Origin of the sequence: Flavobacterium hercynium, assembly GCF_002217285.1 — a bacterium.
GTDB lineage: Bacteria > Bacteroidota > Bacteroidia > Flavobacteriales > Flavobacteriaceae > Flavobacterium > Flavobacterium hercynium.
Window position 1 is genome coordinate 114,595 of the sequence record NZ_MUGW01000020.1, and the last position, 23,225, is coordinate 137,819.

Annotated in this window: 23 protein-coding genes; all 23 read left to right on the forward strand. The window is 28.8% G+C overall.

Features of this window, described 5'->3' with window-relative positions; genetic code table 11:
- Positions 1–3 precede the first annotated feature (3 nt).
- The 23 genes from B0A66_RS10455 (at position 4) to rfbA (ending at position 23,152) form a co-directional block, all read left to right on the forward strand.
- The gene (locus B0A66_RS10455; protein ID WP_089049779.1) at positions 4–879 is read left to right on the forward strand and encodes an acetaldehyde dehydrogenase (acetylating); all 876 of its coding nucleotides are present in this window, start codon (positions 4–6) and stop codon (positions 877–879) included.
- A gap of 6 nt (positions 880–885) precedes the next feature.
- Complete coding sequence (gene dmpG / locus B0A66_RS10460) at positions 886–1,896, forward strand: 4-hydroxy-2-oxovalerate aldolase (protein WP_089049780.1); 1,011 nt, start codon at positions 886–888, stop codon at positions 1,894–1,896.
- Positions 1,896–2,957, forward strand: coding sequence for an NAD-dependent epimerase/dehydratase family protein (locus B0A66_RS10465; RefSeq protein WP_089049781.1), 1,062 nt, complete (start codon positions 1,896–1,898; stop codon positions 2,955–2,957). Before dmpG ends, B0A66_RS10465 begins: the two co-directional genes overlap by 1 nt.
- Positions 2,958–2,984: 27 nt before the next feature.
- On the forward strand, positions 2,985–4,289 hold the full coding sequence (gene rfbH, locus B0A66_RS10470; RefSeq protein ID WP_089049782.1) for a lipopolysaccharide biosynthesis protein RfbH: 1,305 nt from the start codon (positions 2,985–2,987) through the stop codon (positions 4,287–4,289).
- A 26-nt stretch (positions 4,290–4,315) separates the two neighbouring features.
- A complete protein-coding gene (locus B0A66_RS10475; protein ID WP_089049783.1) occupies positions 4,316–5,251 on the forward strand; it encodes an NAD-dependent epimerase/dehydratase family protein in 936 nt (311 codons plus the stop codon).
- Positions 5,252–5,254: 3 nt separating this feature from the next.
- Positions 5,255–6,160 (forward strand): glycosyltransferase family 2 protein, encoded by a 906-nt coding sequence (locus B0A66_RS10480; RefSeq protein WP_089049784.1) that lies wholly within the window; start codon positions 5,255–5,257, stop codon positions 6,158–6,160.
- Between the two features lie 13 nt (positions 6,161–6,173).
- Positions 6,174–7,190: a glycosyltransferase family 2 protein gene (locus tag B0A66_RS10485; RefSeq protein WP_089049785.1), complete on the forward strand. Its 1,017-nt coding sequence runs from the start codon at positions 6,174–6,176 to the stop codon at positions 7,188–7,190.
- The gene (locus B0A66_RS10490) at positions 7,190–8,671 is read left to right on the forward strand and encodes an oligosaccharide flippase family protein (protein ID WP_089049786.1); all 1,482 of its coding nucleotides are present in this window, start codon (positions 7,190–7,192) and stop codon (positions 8,669–8,671) included. Before B0A66_RS10485 ends, B0A66_RS10490 begins: the two co-directional genes overlap by 1 nt.
- Before the next feature lie 105 nt (positions 8,672–8,776).
- Positions 8,777–9,403, forward strand: coding sequence for an acyltransferase (locus B0A66_RS23195; protein WP_089049787.1), 627 nt, complete (start codon positions 8,777–8,779; stop codon positions 9,401–9,403).
- Between the two features lie 3 nt (positions 9,404–9,406).
- A complete protein-coding gene (locus B0A66_RS10500; protein WP_089049788.1) occupies positions 9,407–10,498 on the forward strand; it encodes a glycosyltransferase WbsX family protein in 1,092 nt (363 codons plus the stop codon).
- Complete coding sequence (locus tag B0A66_RS10505) at positions 10,491–11,495, forward strand: glycosyltransferase family 2 protein (RefSeq protein ID WP_089049789.1); 1,005 nt, start codon at positions 10,491–10,493, stop codon at positions 11,493–11,495. Before B0A66_RS10500 ends, B0A66_RS10505 begins: the two co-directional genes overlap by 8 nt.
- A 25-nt stretch (positions 11,496–11,520) precedes the next feature.
- On the forward strand, positions 11,521–12,870 hold the full coding sequence (locus B0A66_RS10510) for an O-antigen polymerase (protein WP_089049790.1): 1,350 nt from the start codon (positions 11,521–11,523) through the stop codon (positions 12,868–12,870).
- Complete coding sequence (locus B0A66_RS10515) at positions 12,867–13,946, forward strand: glycosyltransferase family 4 protein (RefSeq protein WP_089049791.1); 1,080 nt, start codon at positions 12,867–12,869, stop codon at positions 13,944–13,946. Before B0A66_RS10510 ends, B0A66_RS10515 begins: the two co-directional genes overlap by 4 nt.
- 7 nt (positions 13,947–13,953) lie before the next feature.
- A complete protein-coding gene (locus B0A66_RS10520) occupies positions 13,954–15,042 on the forward strand; it encodes a glycosyltransferase family 4 protein (protein WP_089049792.1) in 1,089 nt (362 codons plus the stop codon).
- Between the two features lie 89 nt (positions 15,043–15,131).
- Positions 15,132–16,265, forward strand: a complete 1,134-nt coding sequence (locus tag B0A66_RS10525; protein ID WP_089049858.1) for an NAD-dependent epimerase/dehydratase family protein — start codon at positions 15,132–15,134, stop codon at positions 16,263–16,265.
- On the forward strand, positions 16,265–17,296 hold the full coding sequence (locus B0A66_RS10530) for a CgeB family protein (protein WP_089049793.1): 1,032 nt from the start codon (positions 16,265–16,267) through the stop codon (positions 17,294–17,296). The genes B0A66_RS10525 and B0A66_RS10530 overlap by 1 nt, the downstream gene beginning before the upstream one ends.
- Before the next feature lie 22 nt (positions 17,297–17,318).
- Positions 17,319–18,212 carry an NAD-dependent epimerase/dehydratase family protein gene (locus B0A66_RS10535; RefSeq protein WP_089049794.1) on the forward strand — a complete coding sequence of 298 codons (894 nt, stop codon included), beginning with the start codon at positions 17,319–17,321 and terminating at the stop codon, positions 18,210–18,212.
- A 45-nt stretch (positions 18,213–18,257) separates the two neighbouring features.
- Complete coding sequence (locus B0A66_RS10540; protein WP_089049795.1) at positions 18,258–19,220, forward strand: MraY family glycosyltransferase; 963 nt, start codon at positions 18,258–18,260, stop codon at positions 19,218–19,220.
- Positions 19,220–19,645, forward strand: a complete 426-nt coding sequence (locus B0A66_RS10545) for a WxcM-like domain-containing protein (protein ID WP_089049796.1) — start codon at positions 19,220–19,222, stop codon at positions 19,643–19,645. The genes B0A66_RS10540 and B0A66_RS10545 overlap by 1 nt, the downstream gene beginning before the upstream one ends.
- Positions 19,638–20,777, forward strand: coding sequence for a DegT/DnrJ/EryC1/StrS family aminotransferase (locus B0A66_RS10550; protein ID WP_089049859.1), 1,140 nt, complete (start codon positions 19,638–19,640; stop codon positions 20,775–20,777). Before B0A66_RS10545 ends, B0A66_RS10550 begins: the two co-directional genes overlap by 8 nt.
- A gap of 23 nt (positions 20,778–20,800) precedes the next feature.
- Positions 20,801–21,349, forward strand: a complete 549-nt coding sequence (gene rfbC / locus B0A66_RS10555) for a dTDP-4-dehydrorhamnose 3,5-epimerase (RefSeq protein ID WP_089049797.1) — start codon at positions 20,801–20,803, stop codon at positions 21,347–21,349.
- Positions 21,349–22,194 (forward strand): dTDP-4-dehydrorhamnose reductase, encoded by an 846-nt coding sequence (gene rfbD, locus B0A66_RS10560; protein WP_089049798.1) that lies wholly within the window; start codon positions 21,349–21,351, stop codon positions 22,192–22,194. Before rfbC ends, rfbD begins: the two co-directional genes overlap by 1 nt.
- Before the next feature lie 73 nt (positions 22,195–22,267).
- Positions 22,268–23,152, forward strand: a complete 885-nt coding sequence (gene rfbA / locus B0A66_RS10565; RefSeq protein WP_089049799.1) for a glucose-1-phosphate thymidylyltransferase RfbA — start codon at positions 22,268–22,270, stop codon at positions 23,150–23,152.
- Positions 23,153–23,225 lie beyond the last annotated feature (73 nt).

Consider the following 23,225-nt stretch of genomic DNA (forward strand, 5'->3'; position numbering starts at 1 on the left):
AATATGAAAAAATTAAAAGTAGCGATATTAGGGAGTGGAAATATAGGTACTGATTTATTAATAAAAATTCAGCGCTCTGAATTTTTGGAATGTGTTTTATTTATTGGAAGAAATTTATCTTCACCAGGTATGGCAAAAGCTATCGCGATGGGAGTAAAAGTTTCAGACGAGAGTATAAATGCAATCGTAAAAAATTCAGATCAGGTAGATTTAGTTTTTGATGCAACATCCGCTAAAGATGCTAAAATACATTGGGATATTTTAGATAAGTTAGGTAAAATTGTTGTGGACATGACTCCGGCAAAACTTGGTGTATTTTGTATTCCCGCAGTAAATTTAGATGAAGTTATTGAACATAGAAATGTAAATATGATTACTTGTGGTGGTCAAGCATCAATTCCTATAGCACATGTGATAGGTAAGACCCAGAAAAATGTTGAATACATTGAAGTTGTTTCTAGCATTGCGTCGAGAAGTGCTGGACCTGCTACAAGATTAAATTTAGATGAATATGTTGATACTACCGAAAATGGTATTAAACATTTCTCTAATGTTAAACGAACTAAAGCTATTTTAAATCTTAATCCGGCTGATCCATGTATAGATATGCAGACAACTATATTTGCGCAAGTAGAGAATCCTAATATGGAGTATTTGCAAGAAGAGATTGACATTATGATAAAAAAAATACAAGAATATGTACCTGGTTATAGTTTATTAGTTCCACCTGTTTTTGAAAATGGAAGAATAGTAATTATGGTTAAGGCCCAAGGCTTAGGAGATTATTTACCTAAATACGCTGGTAATTTAGATATTATAAATTGTGCCGCGATAGCAGTAGCTGAGCAATATTCTAAAAGTTTTAATAATAGCAAATAAATTTTCATGATTAAGCAAATATTAATTAGTGATCCTACATTACGAGATGGAAATCATGCTTGTGCACATCAACTAAGTGCTGAACAAATTGCGATTTATTGCAATGCAGCTGATAATGCAGGAGTGCCTATTATCGAGGTAGGACATGGTAACGGATTAGGTGCATCTTCATTGCAAGTAGGGTTGAGTAAAGAGGATGATAAAACTATTTTAGAGACTGCGAGGAAACATCTTAACAAAAGTAAGTTAGGTATACATGTTATTCCTGGATTTGCTACAATAAAGCGTGATTTAGTTAATGCTATAGATATTGGAGTTGATGTTATTAGAGTTGCATCGCATTGTACCGAGGCAGATATTACACAACGTCATTTAGGTTATGTTAGGGAAAGAGGAAAAGAAGCATATGGGGTTTTAATGATGAGTCATATGGCTTCTGCATCTGTTCTAGTTGAAGAAGCTCAAAAAATGGAATTATATGGCGCAGAAGGAATAATAATCATGGATTCTGCAGGTGCTTATTTGCCATCAGATGTCCAAGAAAAGATTTCAGCGTTGGTTAATGGATTAAAGGTTCCGGTAGGTTTTCATGCACATAATAACCTTGGAATGGCGATTGCAAATTCCATTACAGCCATTGAAGCTGGTGCTAAAATTCTAGATGGAACTGCAAGAGGTTTTGGTGCGGGAGCTGGAAATGCACAATTAGAAGTTCTAATTGCTGTTTTAGAAAAAATGGGTTATATTACTGGAGTCGATTTATATAAAATTCTTGATGCATCAGATATAGCCGAGAAAAAAATAATGAGTACTGTACCAACTATTAAATCTGATAGTATTGTTAGTGGCTTATCAGGTGTTTTTTCTGGTTTTGCTAAACACGTTACCAGAATTTCAAATGAATATGAAGTGGATCCAAGAGATGTTTATCGTGAATTAGGTAAAAGAAGAATTGTTGGAGGTCAAGAAGATATTATTATTGAAGTAGTGATGGATTTAATTAGAAATCGAAAATAATGAGTTTAGCTAAAAATAAAATTGTATTTGAGGATTGTAAGACTTCATGTGTGGATATTGATAGTTTTTCGATTTTAGAGAATCAATCAATTCTTATTACTGGAGGGACTGGTTTTATTGGTAAGTGGTTAACTGAAATGATATCTTACATAAACTTTACTAATAATATAAATATTACGGTATATTTATTAGGTAGAGATATTGCTAAATTTAAAGAAGAAGTTCCTCATCTAGCAGAAAAAACTTTTGTAAAATTTATAGAGCAAGATGTTAGATATTTACATGATTTACCTAATGATATAAATTATATAATACATGCAGCAGGGTCTCCTGACAATAGAGAACATGTGTCGGATCCTTTAAAAACGATTGAAACTTTTTATAAAGGAACACAATCTTTATTAGATGTAGCATCAAGAATTCAGGGTTTAAAAAAGATAATTCATTTAAGTTCACATCAGGTTTATGGAAAAAATGAAAATGAAGAACAAATAACTGAGAATTCATTTGGTCCCTTTGAAGCACTTAATGTAAATAATTGTTACGCGGAATCTAAAAGGATAGCAGAAACGTTATGTTCTTATTATAAAAATAATTTAAGATTACCAATAGTGATTCTTAGACCATTTGCCTTTATTGGACCATATCAGAATTTAGAAAAACCTTGGGCAATTAATAGTTTTATAAGAGACGCAATCTTAGGTGGGCCGATAAGAATTTTAGGAAATGGTTTAACAGAAAGAAGTTATTTATATGCAAGTGACATGGCATACTATATTTTAAGATCATTAATTCTTGCTAATATTGGAGATATTTATAATTTGGGAAGTAATGTTCCAATATCTTTAAATGAGTTAGCTTTAAAAATAAAAAGTCAATCAACTGTTAAAATGGAAGTTTTATCAAGATCCTCAAAAGAAAATTATTTGAGTATTTCTAAATTGGTTCCAAATACTAATAAAATAACAAAAGATTTAAATGTTAGTGAAACATTTACAATTGATGAAGCTATCAATAGAACGATACTATGGAATCAATTAAACAAAAAAATAAATAATTAAAAAAGTAAGATTTAATCAGTCAGTGATATGTTACAAAATATAAAAGAAGACTCTTTATTAAATAGTTTAAGAGAAATTGCGAAAAAAAAATCAACCCAAATTATTATAGCGGGAGAAAATTATATACCTGTTACTGGTAAAGTTCTTGATGAGGAGGATATTTTAATGGGAGTTGATGCAGCGCTTGATGGATGGTTAACAGCAGGCCGCTTTGCTAATAAATTTGAGGCAGATTTTGCAGCGTATTTTGGAGCACATAGATCTTTGTTAGTTAATTCTGGATCATCTGCAAATTTGGTGGCATTTTATGCTTTGACATCTCCGAAGTTAGGAGATAGAGCTATTAAGCCAGGAGATGAAGTTATCACTGTTGCAGCAGGATTTCCTACGACAATAAATCCTATAATTCAATTTGGAGCAATACCAGTATTTATTGATGTAGATATCGCTACACATAATGTAAAGGCAGATATGATTGAAGCTGCTGTAAGTCCTAAAACAAAGGCAATCATGATTGCCCATTCTTTAGGGAATCCATTTGATTTGGATGAAGTAATGCGTGTGGCTAAAAAATATAATCTTTGGGTAGTTGAAGATGATTGTGATTCATTAGGAGCAACTTATAATGGAAAGAAAACGGGTACTTTTGGTGATATTTCTACTTTCTCATTTTATCCGGCACATCATATTACAATGGGCGAAGGTGGAGCTGTTCTAATAAATAATCCTGTTCTTTCAAAATTGGCAGAGAGTTTCCGTGATTGGGGACGCGACTGTTATTGTGAACCAGGAAAAGATGATACTTGCGGATGTCGATTTGGACAACAATTAGGTACATTACCTTATGGTTATGATCATAAATATACATATTCTCATATTGGTTTTAATTTAAAAGTTACTGACATGCAAGCAGCTTTTGGAGTATCTCAAATAAAAAAAATAGATAAGTTTGTACAACGTCGTAAAGAGAATTATACAGCATTATATGAACGTATGAAAGAGTTTGAAGAAGTATTTATACTTCCAGAACCAACTTTAAATTCTGAACCTTCTTGGTTTGGTTTTTTACTTACTCTTAGAGAGGGTGATGCAAACGATAGACATATGTTAGTACAACACTTAGAAAAAAATAAAATTGGTACACGCTTATTATTTGGAGGTAATTTACTAAGACAACCTGCGTACGCAAATATTGAACATCGTATAGTTGGAGATTTAAAAAATACAGATACAATTATGAACCAGTCATTTTGGTTAGGGGTATGGCCAGGATTAAATGAATCACATTATGATTACATAGCAAATGTTATTCGTGAATATTTGAACTCTTAATTTTATAATATAAGCGTTTATATTTTATGAAAAATGTGTTATTAATTGGAGGTTCAGGATTTATTGGTTCTAATATTGTGAAACAATTAATAAACGGTAGTTATAACATTTCTATTTTAGGTATTCCAAAAGCTAATAATTCTTTGATTTTAGCCAGTCCAAATATTAAGGTTCATCGTGGGAAATTAAATCAATTGAATTTAATAAAAAAAATTGTAATTGAAGATTCTATTGATACAGTTATACATTTAGCTTCTACTTTAATTCCTTCAAGCACTCTAGAGGATTACATTAATGAGTTTGACGAAATAATTAAACCAACAATTAAATTACTTCCATTTTTTGCTATTTCTAAGATTAAATTTATTTTTTTTTCATCTGGAGGGACTATTTATGGTGTTGATGATAGTGGATGCTTTTCTGAAAACGATAAAAGGAAGCCTATTTCGTATTATGGGCAATCAAAGTTAATACTTGAAGATTCTATTATGTTTGAGAGTAGAAAATCGAAACTTGATTTTCTTATTTTTAGACCCTCTAATCCTTATGGAGTCGGTCAGAATATATTTGGCAAACAAGGTCTAATTGCTACGTCTATTGGGCACCTTCTTAATGGCGAGAGAATAAAAGTTTGGGGAGATGGTAATGTTGTTAGAGATTATATACATATTGATGATTTAGCTAAAGGAGCAGTAAAAATTATTAACAGTAATAAAAATAATGAAGTATTTAATTTAGGAAGTGGTGTAGGTCATTCGGTTAATGAAATTATTACTATATTAAAAAAATGCACAAACTTAGATTTTGAAATTGAATATTCTGAAGCAAGAACTATTGATGTTCCAGTTTTAGTATTAAATGTGGATAAATTTAATGCTATAGCTGATAGTTCGAGAATTTTACTAGAAACTGGAATTAGTGATTTTTTTAAAGCAGAAGAGTTAAAAAGTAAAAATAGATAAATTATGGGAAATGTATACCTTTCTATATGTATTCCTACTAATGGTCGTATAGAAATATTAAAAAATACATTAGATAGCATTTACAATAATTGTACAGTAGATTTTTCAGAATTTGAAATAGTCTTATCTGATAATTCAAAAAATGATGAATTGATCGACTTATTACATGATTATAAGAAATATCCAAATATTGTTTACAGGAAAACTAATTGCGAAGGTTTCTTAAATTCTATAAACGCCTTAAAATTAGGACAGGGTGATTTTTTGAAATTGCATAATAATTATACAGCTTTTACAGATCAGGGATTGACACAATTGATGGCTTTTATTAAAGGAGAATATGTTATGAAGCCTTTAGTTTTTTTTACAAATTTGGGGAAAGATTCATTAAAAAAGTATAACTCATTTGATGAATTTAATTCGGAATTATCTTTCTGGAATTCTTGGAGTTCAGGATTCTCCATCTGGAAAAAAGATTTTGATAAAATATCAAATGTAGAAGTAAATAAAATGTTTCCTCATACCTCTTTGTTTTTATTGCAATATTCAAAAAAATCATATATTAAAAATGATGTGGTTTATTTTAATAATCAGGAAGTATCTAAAAAAGGAGGATATGATTTATTTAAAACATTTGCTGTAGATTATTTGAGAATGATTGAGCAAGCTACGTTAGAAGGGAATCTTTCAAATGAGACTTTCAATAAAATAAAAAAAGACTTGTATTTCGATTTTTTGATATCTTGGTATCAAAACACGAAAATTTTAAAAAATGACTATACTTTTCAATTAGATAATATTAAAGAAAGTCTAGCTGTTTATTATTCCAAGAACAGTTATTATAAATTAGTGGTTTGGGCTTATTTTACTGCTTTTAAAAATAAATTTAAGTCTTTATTAAAAAAATAATTAATTTAAATTTATGCTTAAAAAACCGATAATTAGTATTTGCATTCCAACATATAATAGGGATGATAAAGTTATTGAGTTAGTTAATTCTATATTACAATATAAGGGAGACGAAATTGAAGTTCTTGTATTAGATAATTCATCTACTGATGAGACAAATTCATTATTTAATAAGATTGTCGATAATCGACTAAGCTATGTACGGAATAATGAAAATATAGGAGGAATAAAAAATGTGTTTAAAGCATTAGTGATTGCTAATGGAGAATATTGTTTTTTGTGTTTAGATAAGGATAGAATAAAGTTTGAGAGAATTGGAGATTTGTTGGATAATATTAAAAGTTCAGATGTATTATTTGGTCATTGTGTATTAAATGCGGCTGAAAAAAAAACTGATATTTTTTTTGAAAAAGGATTTCCTTCAGTATACAACATGTCGTATTTAGCTGCGCATCCATCTGGAATGTTTTATAAAACTGAAGCTTTAAAAAACTTACCTGTTCTTAATCAGATATTTAATGAAAATAAAAAATTCGGTTTTTATGCAGAGTTAATTAATGCTGAAATGTCAGTATTAGGAAAGTCTAAAATCATCAACATTCCTGCCTTTTTTACCGAAACAAAAGAAGATTGCGGCAAAATAAGATCATTTACTTATACAAATGAAAATGAGATATTTTTTTTCCCATCAAAGCGATCTGAGGAATTTTTGATATATAGCGAAAATCTATATTCTTTAAATTTAACGCTAAAAGAAAAAAACAGAGTACTTAAGAAAATTTTTCTAAAAGGTCTGTTAGCCACTACGGTTGATTTTAAAAGTATTTTAAATGATATTTCGATATGTGATCATTATTTTATTGCTACAAGAAAAGTTTCTCTTCTAGAATTAATTAAAAATGATATTTTGTTTTGTAAAAATTTCATAAAAAGTGATTTACCTTTAAGTGTATTTTTTAAATTTTACATTTGTGTAATATCAAACATGAAAATCATTTGCGCAATGATTTATAATAAATTAAAAAAATAATGCCAGAAGAAATAAAATCGCATAAGCAAATACTTAAAAGTACTAGTATTGTTGGAGGAGCACAAATAGCATCTATTTTAATCGGCATACTTAGAACTAAATTTGTGGCCGTATTGTTAGGTCCTGTAGGTATTGGATATCTGGGTGTTCTACAAAGTATTATCGATTTAGTTAGACAAGCTACAGGTTTTGGAATAAATTTTAGTGGTATTAAAGATGTTGCAGAAAGTAATGCAACTGATGATAAAATTAAGATTTCAACGGCAATTACAATCCTAAAAAGATGGGCATTTTGGACAGGAATATTGGGAACTTTTTTGACTATTATATTCTGTGTTCCTTTAAGTATATATTCATTTGGAAATAGTTCCTATGCTATTAGTATTGCCAGTACTTCCATAGCAATTTTGATTATAAGTGTTTCTGGAGGGCAACTTGCATTACTCCAAGGTTTGAGAAAAATAAACTTAATGGCAAAAGCGACATTTTATGGAGCTATTTTAGGTACAATTATTACGGTGCCTTTATACTGGATATTAGGGATTAATGGAATTGTACCAGGCATAGTTTTAACAAGTTTAGGTAGTCTTGCCTTATCATGGTGGTTTACCAGAAATGTTAAATTAGAAAAAGTTAATCTTTCCTTTAAAGAAACATTTGCTGGAGGGACTAGAATGGTTAAGCTAGGTTTTTTTATTACCGTAACTGGAATTATGGCTTCTATAACTCTTTATTTAGTTAGAACTTTTTTATTAAAGAAAATGAATATTGATGCGGTTGGATGTTTTCAGGCCTGTTGGATGATTGCTACAATGTATCTGGGAATAATTCTAAATGCTATGTTGGCTGATTTTTTTCCAAGACTTACTGAAGTAAATCAAGATAATAAAGCTGTTAATAGGTTAATTAATGAACAATTAGAAATTGCATTTTTAGTTGCTTCTCCAATGATAATGGGTATTATAGTTTTTGCTCATTTTATTATTACAATTTTATACAGTAAAGAGTTCATGCTTGCGATACCAGTTTTACAATGGCTTATTGCAGGTACTTTTTTTACAATTATATCATGGTCTCTAGGTGTTATGTTTTTGGCAAAAAGTAAAGGAATGTATAGTTTCGTAATTGAAAGCTTGTGGAATGTTATATTTCTTGTAATATTATATTTTGGATGGGATTCTTATGGTTTTAAAATTATAGGATTTGCATATGTGATTGCATGTGCTATTAGATTTCTTCTTACGTACTGGACTTCAATATATTTGTCCGAATTTAAATTTAGTAAAGTTAATATTAAACATACTATCATTTTTGGACTATTTGTTATTTTAGCATTATTAAATGTTAGTTTTTTTTCAGCTTATTCTCAATATACTATTAGTTTATGTATAATGATTATTGGAATCTTTTATAGTTATATTAATCTTAATAAAATTATAGATATTAAAGAATTTTTGTTTAAAAAAATTAAAAGAAAATAATATTTGCACTTCACGCAACAATATTTGATATTATAAATTCTTTTTAGAAATTAGTAAGGAAGCTTATTTTATATTGTCTGCTAATACTTAAAAAATACATTAAAAATGAAACTTGCGATTAAGTTCATTATTAGAAATATAATTAAATTTTATTACTTTTTTTATTCTAATAAGTTATCAATTAGACTCAAATTTAGATACAATCAAATATATTCTATATGGATATCAAGTGATATAAAAGTAGGAGATGATTTTTTTGTTTCCTCTCCTTTGTATTTAGTAGGAGGTAGAAATATTTTGATTGGTAATAATGTAAGAATTGATGAAAGATTACGCTTAGATGCTATTGAGGAATTTGATGGAGATAAGTTTAAACCTGAAATTTGTATAGGTGATAATGTTTCGATACAAAAAGATTGTCATATTGGAGCAATAAATAAAATTTTCATAGGTAACAATGTTTTAATAGCAAGTAAGGTTTATATTTCGGATCATTCACATGGAAAAATTAACTCAGAAGCGATATTGTTAGCGCCAGCTCAAAGAAAACTTTTTAGTAAAGGACCTGTCATTATTGAAGATAATGTTTGGTTAGGGGAAGGAGTTGTAGTTTTGCCAGGAGTCACTATAGGAGAAAATAGTATAGTTGGTGCTAATGCAGTTGTAACAAGATCGATGCCTAAAAATAGTGTAGTTGGAGGTAATCCTGCAAAAATAATAAGAGAAATTTAATTAATGGGGAAAAAAGCAAGAGTTATCGCATTTTATTTACCGCAGTATCATCCCATCGCTGAAAATGATAAATGGTGGGGGAAAGGATTTACAGAATGGACAAATGTGGGTAAAGCAAAACCTCTTTTTAGAGGACATTATCAACCGAGAGTTCCTGCTGATTTAGGATATTACGACTTACGGGTGCCAGAGGTTCGTCAATCGCAGGCCGATATGGCTAGAGAATATGGTGTTGAAGGATTTTGTTATTGGCATTATTGGTTTGGAAATGGGAAGAGATTAATAGAGAGACCATTTAATGAAGTTGTAAGTTCTGGAGAGCCTAATTTTCCTTTTTGTTTGGCATGGGCAAATGAAACATGGAAAGGATTTGATCATGGTCTTAATAATAGAAATATATTAATTGAACAATTGTATCCAGGACTAGAAGATTATAAAGCGCATTTTTATGAATTACTTTCTTCATTCAAGGATGAAAGATATATTAAAGTAAATGATAAATTACTCTTTATGATATACAAACCATTGGCAAGTAAGGAGATTTCAGTTTTTATGGAGGTTTGGAAGGAGTTAGCTATAGAGAATAATTTGCCAGGATTCTTTTTTGTTGGTCATCATAATGATTTGCGAAACAGTTTAAAGCAAATAGAAGATACAGGAGTAGATGCAGTTAATACTACCAGATTAAATAATTATATAATTAATTATCGTTCTTTTTCTGAAAAGGCTGTGAGTAGAATTAAAAAATTTATTTGGGGTACAGCTTCTGCTTATGCAATTCCATATAAGATTATGTCTAAATATTTTATTGTACCAGAGGAAGATAAAAAGGAACATATATTTCCGAGTATTATTCCTGGTTGGGATCACACTCCAAGAAGTGGGAAGGAAGGTCTTGTAATGACTGGATCTACTCCTGAGTGGTTTGAAAGCCATGTAAAAGAAGCGGTTAATATTATTCAGAATAAAAAAGCAGACAATAAAATTATTTTTATTAAATCATGGAATGAATGGGCAGAAGGAAATTATATGGAACCCGATTTAAAATGGGGTAAAAAATATTTAGAAGCTCTTAAACGCCAGATTTTTGAATAATTTATTTCCCGTGAAAATTTCAGTTATAATTCCTGTTTTTAATGTTGAATGTTTCCTTGAAAGATGTATAGACAGTATTTTAGCTCAAACTCTAAATGATATTGAAATCATTTGTATTGACGACTGTTCAACCGATAATTCTTTTGAAATTATTAGTAAGTATGCAGGCCAGGATAGTCGATTAAGAGTTTATCAAAATAAAAAAAATATTGGTCAAGGGCTAACTCGTAACAGAGGTATTGATCTCGCAAATGGGGAATACATCGCTTTTGTTGATAGTGATGATTGGATTGAATCAGATATGTATGAATCAATGTATGCTGTGACATATTTAAAAAAGTATGATTTAATTTGCTGTAATTTAATTTATGATTTTCCAAATGGAATTTCAGAGGCTCCAATAATGCCTGAATCAAAATTAATTGATCTTGATTTTTTAATAAATGAGAGTATAGCTCCATCAATAAAACTTTTTTCCTCAAATTCTCCTTGTGATAAACTTTATAAAAGAGAATATTTACAGAAATTAGAACTAAAGTTTGAGAGTGAGAGGATTTTTCTATACGAAGATAAACTTTTTAATCTAACGCTATTTTCATCTAACCCAAGTTTCTTTTTTGTTCCAAAAGTTCTTTATCATTATAGTATTCGTCATGGGAGTACAATGACATCTTATAAAGCAGATCTAGTCTCGAAATATTTTATTATGTATGATAAAATTATGATGCTTTTGTTTGATAAAAATATGATTAACAATGAGGTACAAAAAAGATTTAGAAGAGGTTTATTTGAAATTACATTTACTTTTTGTTTAAATGCATTAGTATATAATAAATCATGGAAAGGTAAATTTTTAGATTTTTTTGCTATAATTTATAATGTCAGAATAACGTCTAATGTGAAAAAGTTTAATATAAAAGATATACCTTCATCATCTTCAAAAACCAATAAATTAGTTAAAATAGGATGCTTTTTGATTTTAAAATATTTTAGGTAAATTAGAAGAATACATAATTGAAAGAATGAATAATATAATTTATAGATTACTTTTTACGGTTTTGTTTATAGAGTCAATTTTATTGTTTTTATTGGCGCCTCGTTATTATCATTTCGAGTTTAATTTGTTTTGTTTAGTACAATATTTGATAAGTTCTTTTTTATTCTTAAAAGCAAAAAATAAAAAAAATTATTTTGATTTTGATTTAATTTTTATGTTTTCATTTTTTTTTGTGATGTTTTTTTATCCTGTATTTATGTTTCAAAGTGATCCTTTAAAATATTTTGCATTTAAATATGAATTTAATGAAAATGTTATTTCTAGATCAACTGCTCTTTCACTATTAGGAATACAAGCTTACTTTTTAGGAAGTATATCATTCAGAGATCAAACAAATATTAAGGCTCCTAAAAATAAAATCTATAATAGTATAACAAGACTTTCTATTGTATCGGCAATTTCATTTATATTATTTATTGTTTCTGGAGGTTATGCTAGTTTAAGAGGAGCATATTCTGGTGAACAGATACAAGCATCTGGACTAGCTTCTTATTTTTGGGCTTTTTCGCCTGCTTTTTTATTTTGTGCTTTGGCATTACAGTTTAATAATTTATATATAAAAGACCAAAAAAAAATTATTAGAAAATACATAAATAAGACTTTAGTATTATATACAATTATTTTTATTGGACTGATTTTGTTTTCCGGTAGTAGAACATTTCCTCTTCAAATAATATTGATTTGCTGTGCATTATTTACAATGTTCTATAAACAAATAGGTTTTATCAGTTTTGCTGTTTTAGTATTCATTGGAGTTATAGGAATGTTTGCTGTAAATATCATGAGAGGTGGAGGGGATCTGTCGGGGCTTGCAGATATTGTAATGGATCTTATTATTAACAATAGAAATACTTATGTAGCAGTTAATTATGTAGATGTTAATGGATTAACTTTTGGTAAATCAATGCTTGCAGTTTTGCTTGCACCATTTCCTTTTGCTCAAAGTATAATATTTTCAATATTTGGAATTAATCCTTGGGATGCTTCTTCGGCATCTATTATTACAAAAATTTCTCTTGGTGGAGAAAGTGAATTGGGGCTTGGAACAAATATTATAGCTGATTTATACATGTCATTTGGTATGATAGGTGTAATGTTTTTCATGTTTCTATTGGGAAGATACATTGCTAAGATTAAATATTTAGCGAAAAGTAATATTTACTATTTGATTTCATATACGATCATGATTTCTTATTCTGTTTTTCTTGTCCGGGCTGAATTTTTCTTTTTTAGCAGATATTTACTTTGGGGATTATTTATTATTTTTTGTATCGAAGTTTATAATAATTCAAGAAAAAAAGCTCGTTTAAGATGAATATAGCAATATTAATAACCGATATTTCAAGAACAGGAGGTACTGAGAGAGCTGTAGTTACGCTAGCGAATATGCTTTGCAAAAAATATAATATTGTAAAAATTGTAAGCTTAACAAAGACTACGAACAAAAAAAGTTATTACAAAATTGATAGAAGAGTAGAAGTTGATTTTCTAAATAATGAACCTTTACATATCGGTTTGTTATCTAAAATAAAATGGAGTGTAAAAACTGTTTTTTTATTACGTAATTATTTTAGAAATAATAATATTGATATTATTATTTCTACAGGTCACAATAATAATTGGTTAATTCCTTTTGTTAGAAATAAGAGAGAATTAAAAATTATTGCTTGTGAACACATTGTATATTCAAGTATACCAAAAATTTCTAGATTTTTTATGTCATTGACTTATCCATATTTGGATAAAATTGTAGTATTATCTCAAAAAGCAAAAGAGAGTTTTATTAAATATTCTAAAGTTTCAATTATTCCTAATGCAATTTCGTTTAAACCAGAATTTCTATCTCAATTGACGAAAAAGAAAATATTAATGGTTGGTAGATTAAGTTCGGAGAAAGGATTAGAGCGATTGATTCCTATAGCTACTAAACTAAAAGAGAAATTTTCAGATTGGTTAATTGTTATAGTGGGAGAAGGGCCAGAAAGAGAATTACTTGAGAGACTCATAAAAGAGTCTGGTTTGGAAGATTTTATCATTTTAGAAGGAATGCAGCAAAATATCGAAACTTATTATGTAGATAGTTCTATCTATATTATGACATCTCACTTTGAAGCATTTCCAATGGTTTTATTGGAAGCACAAAGCTTTGGTTTACCTATTGTCGTTTACAATTGCCCAGAAGGTCCTGGTCAAATTGTTAGAAACAATGAAAGTGGTTTTTTAATTGAAAATAATAATGCTGATGAATTTATCGATAAAATTTCTATGTTAATTGAAAATCAAAATTTACGACAAGATTTTGGTAAAAAAGCTAAAATGAATACTGATATTTTTTCTGAAAAAGAAATAGTAAAAAAGTGGATTTTATTATTTGAGGAAATTATTAATTAAATAAAAAATGAATATATTATTAGATAATATAATTTTTTCACTACAGAAAAGTGGAGGTGCATCTGTTGTATGGCAGCAGCACATAGAAAGAATATTGAAAGATAGGGATTTTCAATGTCAATTCTTAGAATATGAAAATGCGGATTTAAATTTTTTTAGAAAACATTTATCGATAGATAATGAATTAATAGATGTAAAGAGTAAACAATTTATTAAACTCAATCGTTATTTGAATCTAAATTCAAAAGTAACTGATAAACATTTATTTCATTCGTCTTATTATAGAGTTGAAAAGGGTAAAAATAGTATTAATGTTACAACAGTTCATGATTTTACCTATGAGCATTTTATATCAGGACTTTCACAAAAAGTACATACATGGCAAAAGAACCTAGCCATAAATAGTTCAGATGGTATTATTTGTATTTCAGAAAGTACTAAAAAGGATTTGCTAAATTTTTTACCACACATTGATCCCAAAAAAATTAAAGTTATTTACAATGGTGTTGACGAAGACTTTAAACCATTAGCTAAGGATGTTATTTTTGATAAAAAACACCCTTTTAAAGATTATGAATATGCAATATATGTAGGAGATAGAAAAAGTGCCTATAAAAATTTTGCCATGGCAGTAGAAGCTTGTATGTTGGCAAATATTCCTCTTGTAATGATTGGAGGAGGAATCTTATCAGATTTAGAGTGTAATTTTCTTAAAAATAAGTTAGGATTAGGAAAATTTTCTATTTTGTTGGGAGTTGAAGTTCAAGATTTAAATTATTATTATAATAAAGCACTTTTTTTGCTTTACCCTTCTTTATATGAGGGATTTGGAATTCCAGTTGTTGAAGCTCAAAAAGCTGGATGCCCTGTTATTACAACAAATTCATCTTCTATTCCCGAGGTAATTGGAAATATGTATTTGGCTATAAATAATCCAACTCCACAATTAATATTTAAAAAGATGCAAGAATTATCGATAAATAGTAATTTGAGAAGTGAAACAATTGATTTAGGCTTTGAAAAGTCAAAACAATTTAGTTGGAATGAGACATATGATAAAACAAAAGAGTTTTATGAGGAATTATATAATAAATAGAAGATACTAAATATAGATATAAATTAATAAAACATTGTTGCAATTCTTAAAATGTAATCTAAAATTAATAAATGTATAAAAATAAAATAATGAAAAATATTCTAATAACTGGAGGAGCAGGGTTTATTGGTAGTAATCTAGCAATGAAACTTATCGAAAAAGGATATGAAATTACGGTTTTAGATAATCTTTCAGAACAAATACATGGAGAAAATCCTGAGGTTACTTCTCCATTATTTAGAAGAATAAAGGATAAAGTTAAGTTTTTAAAAGGTACAGTTACATCTAGAGAAGATTGGGAGAATGCCTTAAGGAATCAGCACATAATTGTACATTTTGCTGCAGAAACAGGTACTGGTCAATCTATGTATTGTATTGAAAAATATACTGAAGTAAATATTCAGGGAACAGCAATTATGCTGGATATTTTGGCAAATAGCAAACACTCAGTAGAAAAGATTATCATTGCTTCCTCTCGTTCTATTTATGGAGAAGGAAAATATAAGCATTCAAAATTAGGAGTTGTATATCCGTCACATAGAAAAGAAATTGAAATGCTTAATGGCAATTTTGAACTTACTTACTCAGATAATGTAGTACTTGAATTATTGGCTACTGATGAAGAATCTAAAATTCATCCATCTTCTGTTTATGGTATTACAAAGCAAAATCAAGAGCAAATGATAATGACTGTTTGTCCTACTTTAGGGATTGATTCAGTAGCATTTAGATACCAAAATGTTTATGGGCCAGGTCAATCACTATCAAATCCATATACAGGAATTTTATCTATTTTTTCTACTCAGATTAGAAATCACAACGCTATTCAAATTTTTGAGGATGGAAAAGAATCAAGGGATTTTGTTTTTATTGATGATGTGGTAGAAGCTACAATTCTAGGAATTGAAAAAAAAGAAGCAAATGGACATGTATTTAATGTTGGGACTGGAGTTGCAATAGATGTTGTTGAAGTTGCAAATTCACTGATTGAAGCGTATAATATAGATGTTCCAATAGAAATAACAGGTAGATTTCGATTGGGTGATATTAGGCATAATTATGCTGATTTAAGCAAGATTAAAGCTATTTTAGATTTTCAGCCTAAGGTTTATTTCAAAGAAGGGATAGAAAAGTTTTCATCTTGGGTATTAGAACAGGAAATTCAAGAAGATAAATTGAGCAAGTCTTTGGAAGAAATGAAGAAGAAAGGGTTACTGAAGTGATGAAGGATAAAAAATTTAATGGTAAGAGAATACTTTTTCTATCGGTAAAACTATTTAACTACGAAAATATTATTGCAGATAAATTGCGATCTTTAGGTGCTATCGTTGATTACTATGATGAGAGACCAAGTAACTCAATTTTTACAAAAGGAATAATTCGATTTAAGAGAGACTTTTATAATTTAAAGATTTCCAAATATTACAATGGTATTTTAGAAAAAATAAAAAATATTAAATATGATTATTTTTTTTTAATAAAAGGCGAAGTTGTTCCACAGTACTTTATAGATAAGTTAAAAGATTTAAATCCCGGAATTATATTTCTTTATTATACTTTTGATTCGTTTGAAAATAATCCAAATGGCCTTGATGTTTTAAAAAATTTTGATAAAAAATATACTTTTGATAATCAAGATTCAAAGCTTTATAATTTAAGTTTTAGGCCGCTATTTTTTTCAGATGATTATTATAAAGCAGATAATGTTAGTAAAATAAAGTATGATTTACTGTTTATTGGAACAGCTCATTCTGATAGATATATTATAGGCGAAAAAATTAGCCAATGGTGTGAAGATAAAAAACTTAAAAGTTTTATGTTTTATTATTCTCCTAGTAGACTTGTTTTCTTGTTTTTTAAATTATTTGACTCATCTTTTCAAAAATTTAAATATAATAAAATTTCTTTCTTTAGTTTAAAACATAAACAAATATTGGATTTATATAGACAATCAAAAGTAATTTTAGACGTAAATCATCCTAATCAAAGAGGATTAACAATGAGAGTTTTTGAGGCACTTGGTAGCGGAAAGAAAATCATGACAACAAATAAAGACATAAAAAAATATCCTTTTTTTAATGAAAATAATATTTATGTTATAGATAGAAATGAAATTATTCTAAATGATCAGTTTTTTAATTTACCTTTTATTGATATAAATGAAAGATTGTATCATAAAATGTCAATATCCGGTTGGCTCGAAGAGTTATTTTTCGATACCAATTCGTTTGATTGGTTACAAAAAGAGGAGTAATTAAATACAATTATTATAGTCTATGAATATATTATTAGTAGGTTCAAATGGTTTTTTAGGAAATATTATAAAAATGGAATTAGATAAAGACAATGATTTCACTACTTTATCTAGATCTGGTTGTAATTATAATGTGTCATTAGAAAATGAAGTGCCAAATTTTATAAAAAGTTTTGATTTAGTAATTCATTCAGCAGGAAAAGCACATAGTGTTCCTAAAACTGAAGAGGATAAAAAACAATTTCATGATGTTAATGTTACTGGAACTTTAAATTTGCTGAAAGGACTTGAAAAATCTGGTTTACCTAAGAGTTTTGTGTTTATTAGTTCCGTTTCTGTATATGGCCGGGAGATAGGGACAAGTATAGATGAAGATCATCCATTGCAAGCAAAGGATCCTTACGGAGTAAGTAAAATTGAAGCTGAAAAACATGTAGAGGAATGGTGTCGTTCTAATAACGTTGTGTTTACTATATTAAGATTACCACTATTAGTTGGCAAAGACGCTCCTGGTAATCTAGGGGCAATGGTAAAAGCCATTAACAAAGGTTATTACTTTAATATTGGTGGAGGTATAGCAAAAAAAAGTATGGTTTTGGCAAAAGATGTAGCTGTTTTTATATCGCAAGTAGCACCAATTGGAGGAGTATATAATTTGACAGATGGAGTTCATCCTAATTTTAAAGATTTAAGTTTTGCGATATCTAAAAGTAATAAGCAACAAATTAATTTGCCTTTTTTTGTAGCAAAAATGTTTGGAAAAATAGGAGATATTTTAGGTGACAAAGCACCTATTAATTCTAAAAAAGTTCAAAAAATAACATCAGATTTAACTTTTGATGATTCAAAAGCACGAAAATTATTAAACTGGAAACCGGAATCAGTTTTGAGTTATCTGAAAAATGAAAAAATATAGTAACATTCTTTTTAACTAAAAATTAAAAATATCATATTCAAATAAATGCAATATACAATATTAGGAATGCTTTTAATGATTATCATGTTACTATATTTTATAGTAGCAAATCATTTTAATATCATTGATAAGCCAAATGAAAGAAGCTCGCATACTGAAATTACTTTAAGAGGAGGCGGTATCATTTTTTGGTTTGCATCACTTTTGTATTTTATACAGAATGTTGAAGCAAATTATTTTTTCTTTACAGGAATTACCTTGGTTAGTTTTGTTAGTTTTTGGGATGATGTTCAAAGCTTGTCGAATAAAATTAGAATTTCAATTCATTTTATAGCGATTACAATAATTTTTTATGATTTAAATCTATTTAATTTAATACCTCTTTACAGCATTATTATCACATACATATTAGCGATAGGATTGATCAATGCTTATAATTTTATGGATGGCATAAATGGTATAACCGGATTATATACCTTGGCAGTAATGGGGTCTTTTTTATACGTTAATAAATATATTCAGTTTTTTATTGATGCGGTCTTCATTAAGTATGCTATCATTGCAAGTTTGGTTTTCTTGTTTTTTAATTACAGAAAAAAAGCAAAATGTTTTGCAGGTGATATTGGAAGTATAGCCATTGCTTTTTGGATTATTTTTTTGGTACTGAAACTTATCTTAAAAACAAATTCATTAGTTTGGCTTTTATTTTTATCAGTTTATGGAGCAGATGCTATTTGTACAATAGTGCATCGATTATATTTGAAACAGAATATTTTTGAGGCACATCGTTTACACTTATATCAGGTTTTAAGTAATGAATATAAGATTCAACATCGACTAGTTTCTTTAATTTATGCTATAGCCCAAACTCTGATTTCGATTTTGGTCATTTTGTCTTATCAGAAAATTAATGATATACTGTTATTATTTACCATAATTATATTTTTGATTATAATATACTGTTCGAAATTTTATTTATTAAAGAAGAATAATTTAAAATTAAATTAATGAATGCGGAAATAATTCAAGGAGGAAGTTTTACAGATCATAGAGGTACTATTTCTTATGTAAATGATTTCAGTTTTACGAATATAGAACGGTTTTATATTATTAGTAATTCTGATGAGAATCCCATTCGTGCTTGGCAAGGACATAAATTAGATGCTAAAAATTTCTATTGTCTTAATGGATCATTTAAAATTCATTTTGTAAAAATTGATAACTGGGATAATCCATCACAAGGTTTACAAATTGAAACAATTTTTGTTTCTCATTCAGATAGCAAAATAGTTCATATCCCGGCAGGTTATGCCAATGCTATAGAATCATTGGAAGCGAATTCAAAGTTAATTTCTTTTTCAACACTACCGTTGTCTGATGTTAAGGAAGATGATGTTAGATTCGATTCAGATTATTGGAAAATTAATGAGTAGTAGAAGAATTTTTTTGTCGCTCTCTCAACAAAGTGGACTGGAACAAAAATATATTCAGGAAGCTTTAGATTCAAGTTGGATTACATCTGGAGGTCCGAATGTTGATGAATTTGAAAATAAGTTAGAAAACTACTTCGATAATGAATTTTTAGTAACAGCTTTAAATTCTGGTACATCAGCAATCCACTTAGCATTGATTCTTTTAGGAATAAAAGCTGGAGATGAGGTCATTTGTCAAAGCATGACTTTTTCGGCATCAGCAAATCCCATTATATATCAAGGTGCAACTCCAGTTTTTGTAGATAGTGAATTAGATACATGGAATATTTGCCCCGAATATTTAGAAAATGCTATTGTCGATAGAATTCAAAAAGGTAAAAAACCTAAAGCAATAATAGCGGTGCATTTATATGGAATGCCTTATAAAGTAGATGAAATTCATGCTATTGCAGATCGATATGAAATCCCTGTTATCGAAGATAGTGCTGAGGCTCTAGGTAGCAATTATAAAGGTAATAAGTGCGGAACTTTTGGAACATTTAGTATTCTTTCTTTTAATGGAAATAAAATAATTACAACATCTAGTGGAGGAGCTTTAATTTCCAAATCGAATGATTTAAAAGAAAAAGCAAAGTTTTATGCTACGCAATCAAAAAATAATACAGTGCACTATGAGCATAGCGAAATAGGTTACAATTACAGAATGAGTAATATTTGTGCAGGCATTGGTCTTGGACAAATTCAAATTTTAAATCGAAATATAGTTGCCAGAAGGGAGAATCATTTGTTTTATAAAGAGCTTCTAAAAGATATTGAAGGAGTAAAGCTGTTTGAAGCTAGTAGCAATTATTATTATTCAAATTATTGGTTAAATACTATTTTAATAGATACAAATAAAGGAAAAAACGTATCGAGAGAAAATTTAAGAATAGCTTTTGATCAAGCTGATATAGAAACACGCCCTCTTTGGAAACCAATGCATCTGCAGCCTGTTTTTGAAAAATATCCTTATTATGGATGTACAGTTTCAGAAGATTTATTTGAGAAAGGATTGTGTTTACCATCAGGAGCAAATCTTTCGAGTGAAGATAAAAAAAGAATAGAAAAAGTCATTATAGCTTTTTTTGATTAGATAAAAATACAGATATTATTAATATGAGAATTGAAGAGACATTTATAAAGGATTTAGTTGTTGTTGAACCAACAGTTTTTGGAGATGAAAGAGGTTATTTTTTTGAATCTTACAGTAAAGTAAAATTTAATGATTTAGGAATTAACATTGAGTTTGTTCAGGATAACCAATCTTTTTCGAAAAAAGGAACTTTGAGAGGTTTACATTATCAAAACCCACCTTTTGCACAAACTAAGTTAGTACGTGTTTTAGAAGGAGAAATTATAGATGTCGCAGTAGATTTAAGGAAAGATTCCCCTACTTATGGGAAAGCATTTAGTGTTTTATTGTCAGCAGAAAATAAAAAACAATTATTAGTTCCTCAAGGTTTTGCACATGGATTCTCTGTTGTAAGTGAAACAGCTTCTGTAATGTATAAATGTGATCAATTTTATAATAAAGCAGCAGAAGGAGGAATCAAATTTGATGATCCATCTTTAAATATTGATTGGGGAATGAATTTAGAGGAAGCTATTGTCTCTGAAAAAGATCAGGTCCTACCTTTAATTGAAAATTGTAATAGTCTGTTTTAATGGAAAGAATTTTAGTAACCGGTGCAAACGGACAATTAGGATCTGAATTAGGAGTTTTATCTACAAGTTATCCTCAATATAAATGGGTTTTTGCAGACAGAATTATGATAAGTCTACATAATTTAAACCTACTTAAGATACAATTAAATGATATAAAACCTACAGTAGTTTTTAATTGTGGCGCTTATACTGCGGTTGATAAAGCAGAGGTGGAAAAGGAATTAGCCTATACTGTAAATCATTCAGCGGTTGAAGTAATTGCAAAATATTGTTTTGAAAATAAAGTTAAATTAATTCATATTTCTACAGACTATGTATTCGATGGCTCTTCTTCAATAGCTTTAAATGAAGATGCGCTAACGAATCCTATAAATGTTTATGGGAAAAGCAAGACAACAGGAGAGTTAGCATGCTTAAAAGAAAATCCCGATTCAATTATAATAAGGACTTCATGGGTATATAGCAAATTTGGAAATAACTTTGTAAAGACTATGCAACGTCTAATGCAGGAAAAAGAATCAATCAATGTAGTTAATGATCAGATAGGATCACCTACTTATGCTGCTGATCTTGCAAAGGCTATGATTGATATTTTAAATTCACAAAAATGGATTCCGGGAATTTATAACTATTCAAATGAAGGGGAAATATCTTGGTATGAATTTGCATTGGCTATAAAAGAGCAAGGAGGATATTCTTGTAAGGTTAATGGAATTCCATCAGCATCATATCCTACTCCGGCAAAACGCCCAGAGTTTTCATTATTGGATAAGAAAAAAATCAAAACAATTTATAATATAGCGGTTCCGGATTATAAGGAAAGCTTAAAAAAAATGTTTGTATAACTAAAAATTATTTTTGATAATTTACTTTATTACTTTAGTGGAGAAATCTAAATAATATTTAAAATAAAATTTTATGAAAGGAATTATTTTAGCAGGAGGTTCTGGTACACGTTTGCATCCTTTGACCCTTGCAATGAGTAAACAAATGATGCCGGTGTATGATAAACCGATGATCTATTATCCACTATCAACTTTAATGATGGCTGGTATAAGTGAAATACTTATTATTTCTACACCTCATGATTTGCCTAATTTTCAGAAATTATTGGGAGATGGTTCAACTTTAGGATGTAAATTCAGTTATGCTGAGCAGGCTATTCCAAACGGATTAGCTCAGGCATTTGTAATTGGGGAAGAGTTTATTGGAAATGATGATGTAGCCTTAATTTTAGGAGATAATATATTTTTTGGTTCAAATATGCAGGAACTACTGAAATCAAATACAAAACCAAATGGTGGAGTAGTCTTTGCTTATCATGTGTCAGATCCTGAACGTTATGGTGTTGTGGAGTTTGATGAGGATTTAAAAGCAATTTCGATTGAAGAAAAACCACAAGATCCAAAATCTAATTTTGCAGTTCCGGGGCTATATTTTTATGACAATTCAGTAGTTGAAATTGCAAAGAATATTAAGCCAAGTGCAAGAGGAGAGTATGAAATTACAGATGTAAATAAAGTATATTTAGAGCTTGAATCTTTAAAAGTTGGAATTTTAAGTAGAGGAACAGCATGGCTTGATACAGGAACTTTTAATAGTTTAATGCAAGCAGGTCAATTTGTTCAGGTTCTTGAAGAAAGACAAGGATTGAAAGTGGGTTGTATTGAGGAAATAGCATGGAGACAAGGTTTTATAAATGATGAACAACTTGAAAAACTGGCATTACCATTATTAAAATCTGGTTATGGAACCTATTTAATGGACTTTTTAAAACAAAAGAGAAAAGGGGTTAAAATTTAATACAGGCATAAATAATTTTTTTAAATCTTTAATTTGTATTTTTGTAGGCTATTACGACGGTTGCAAATTAAAT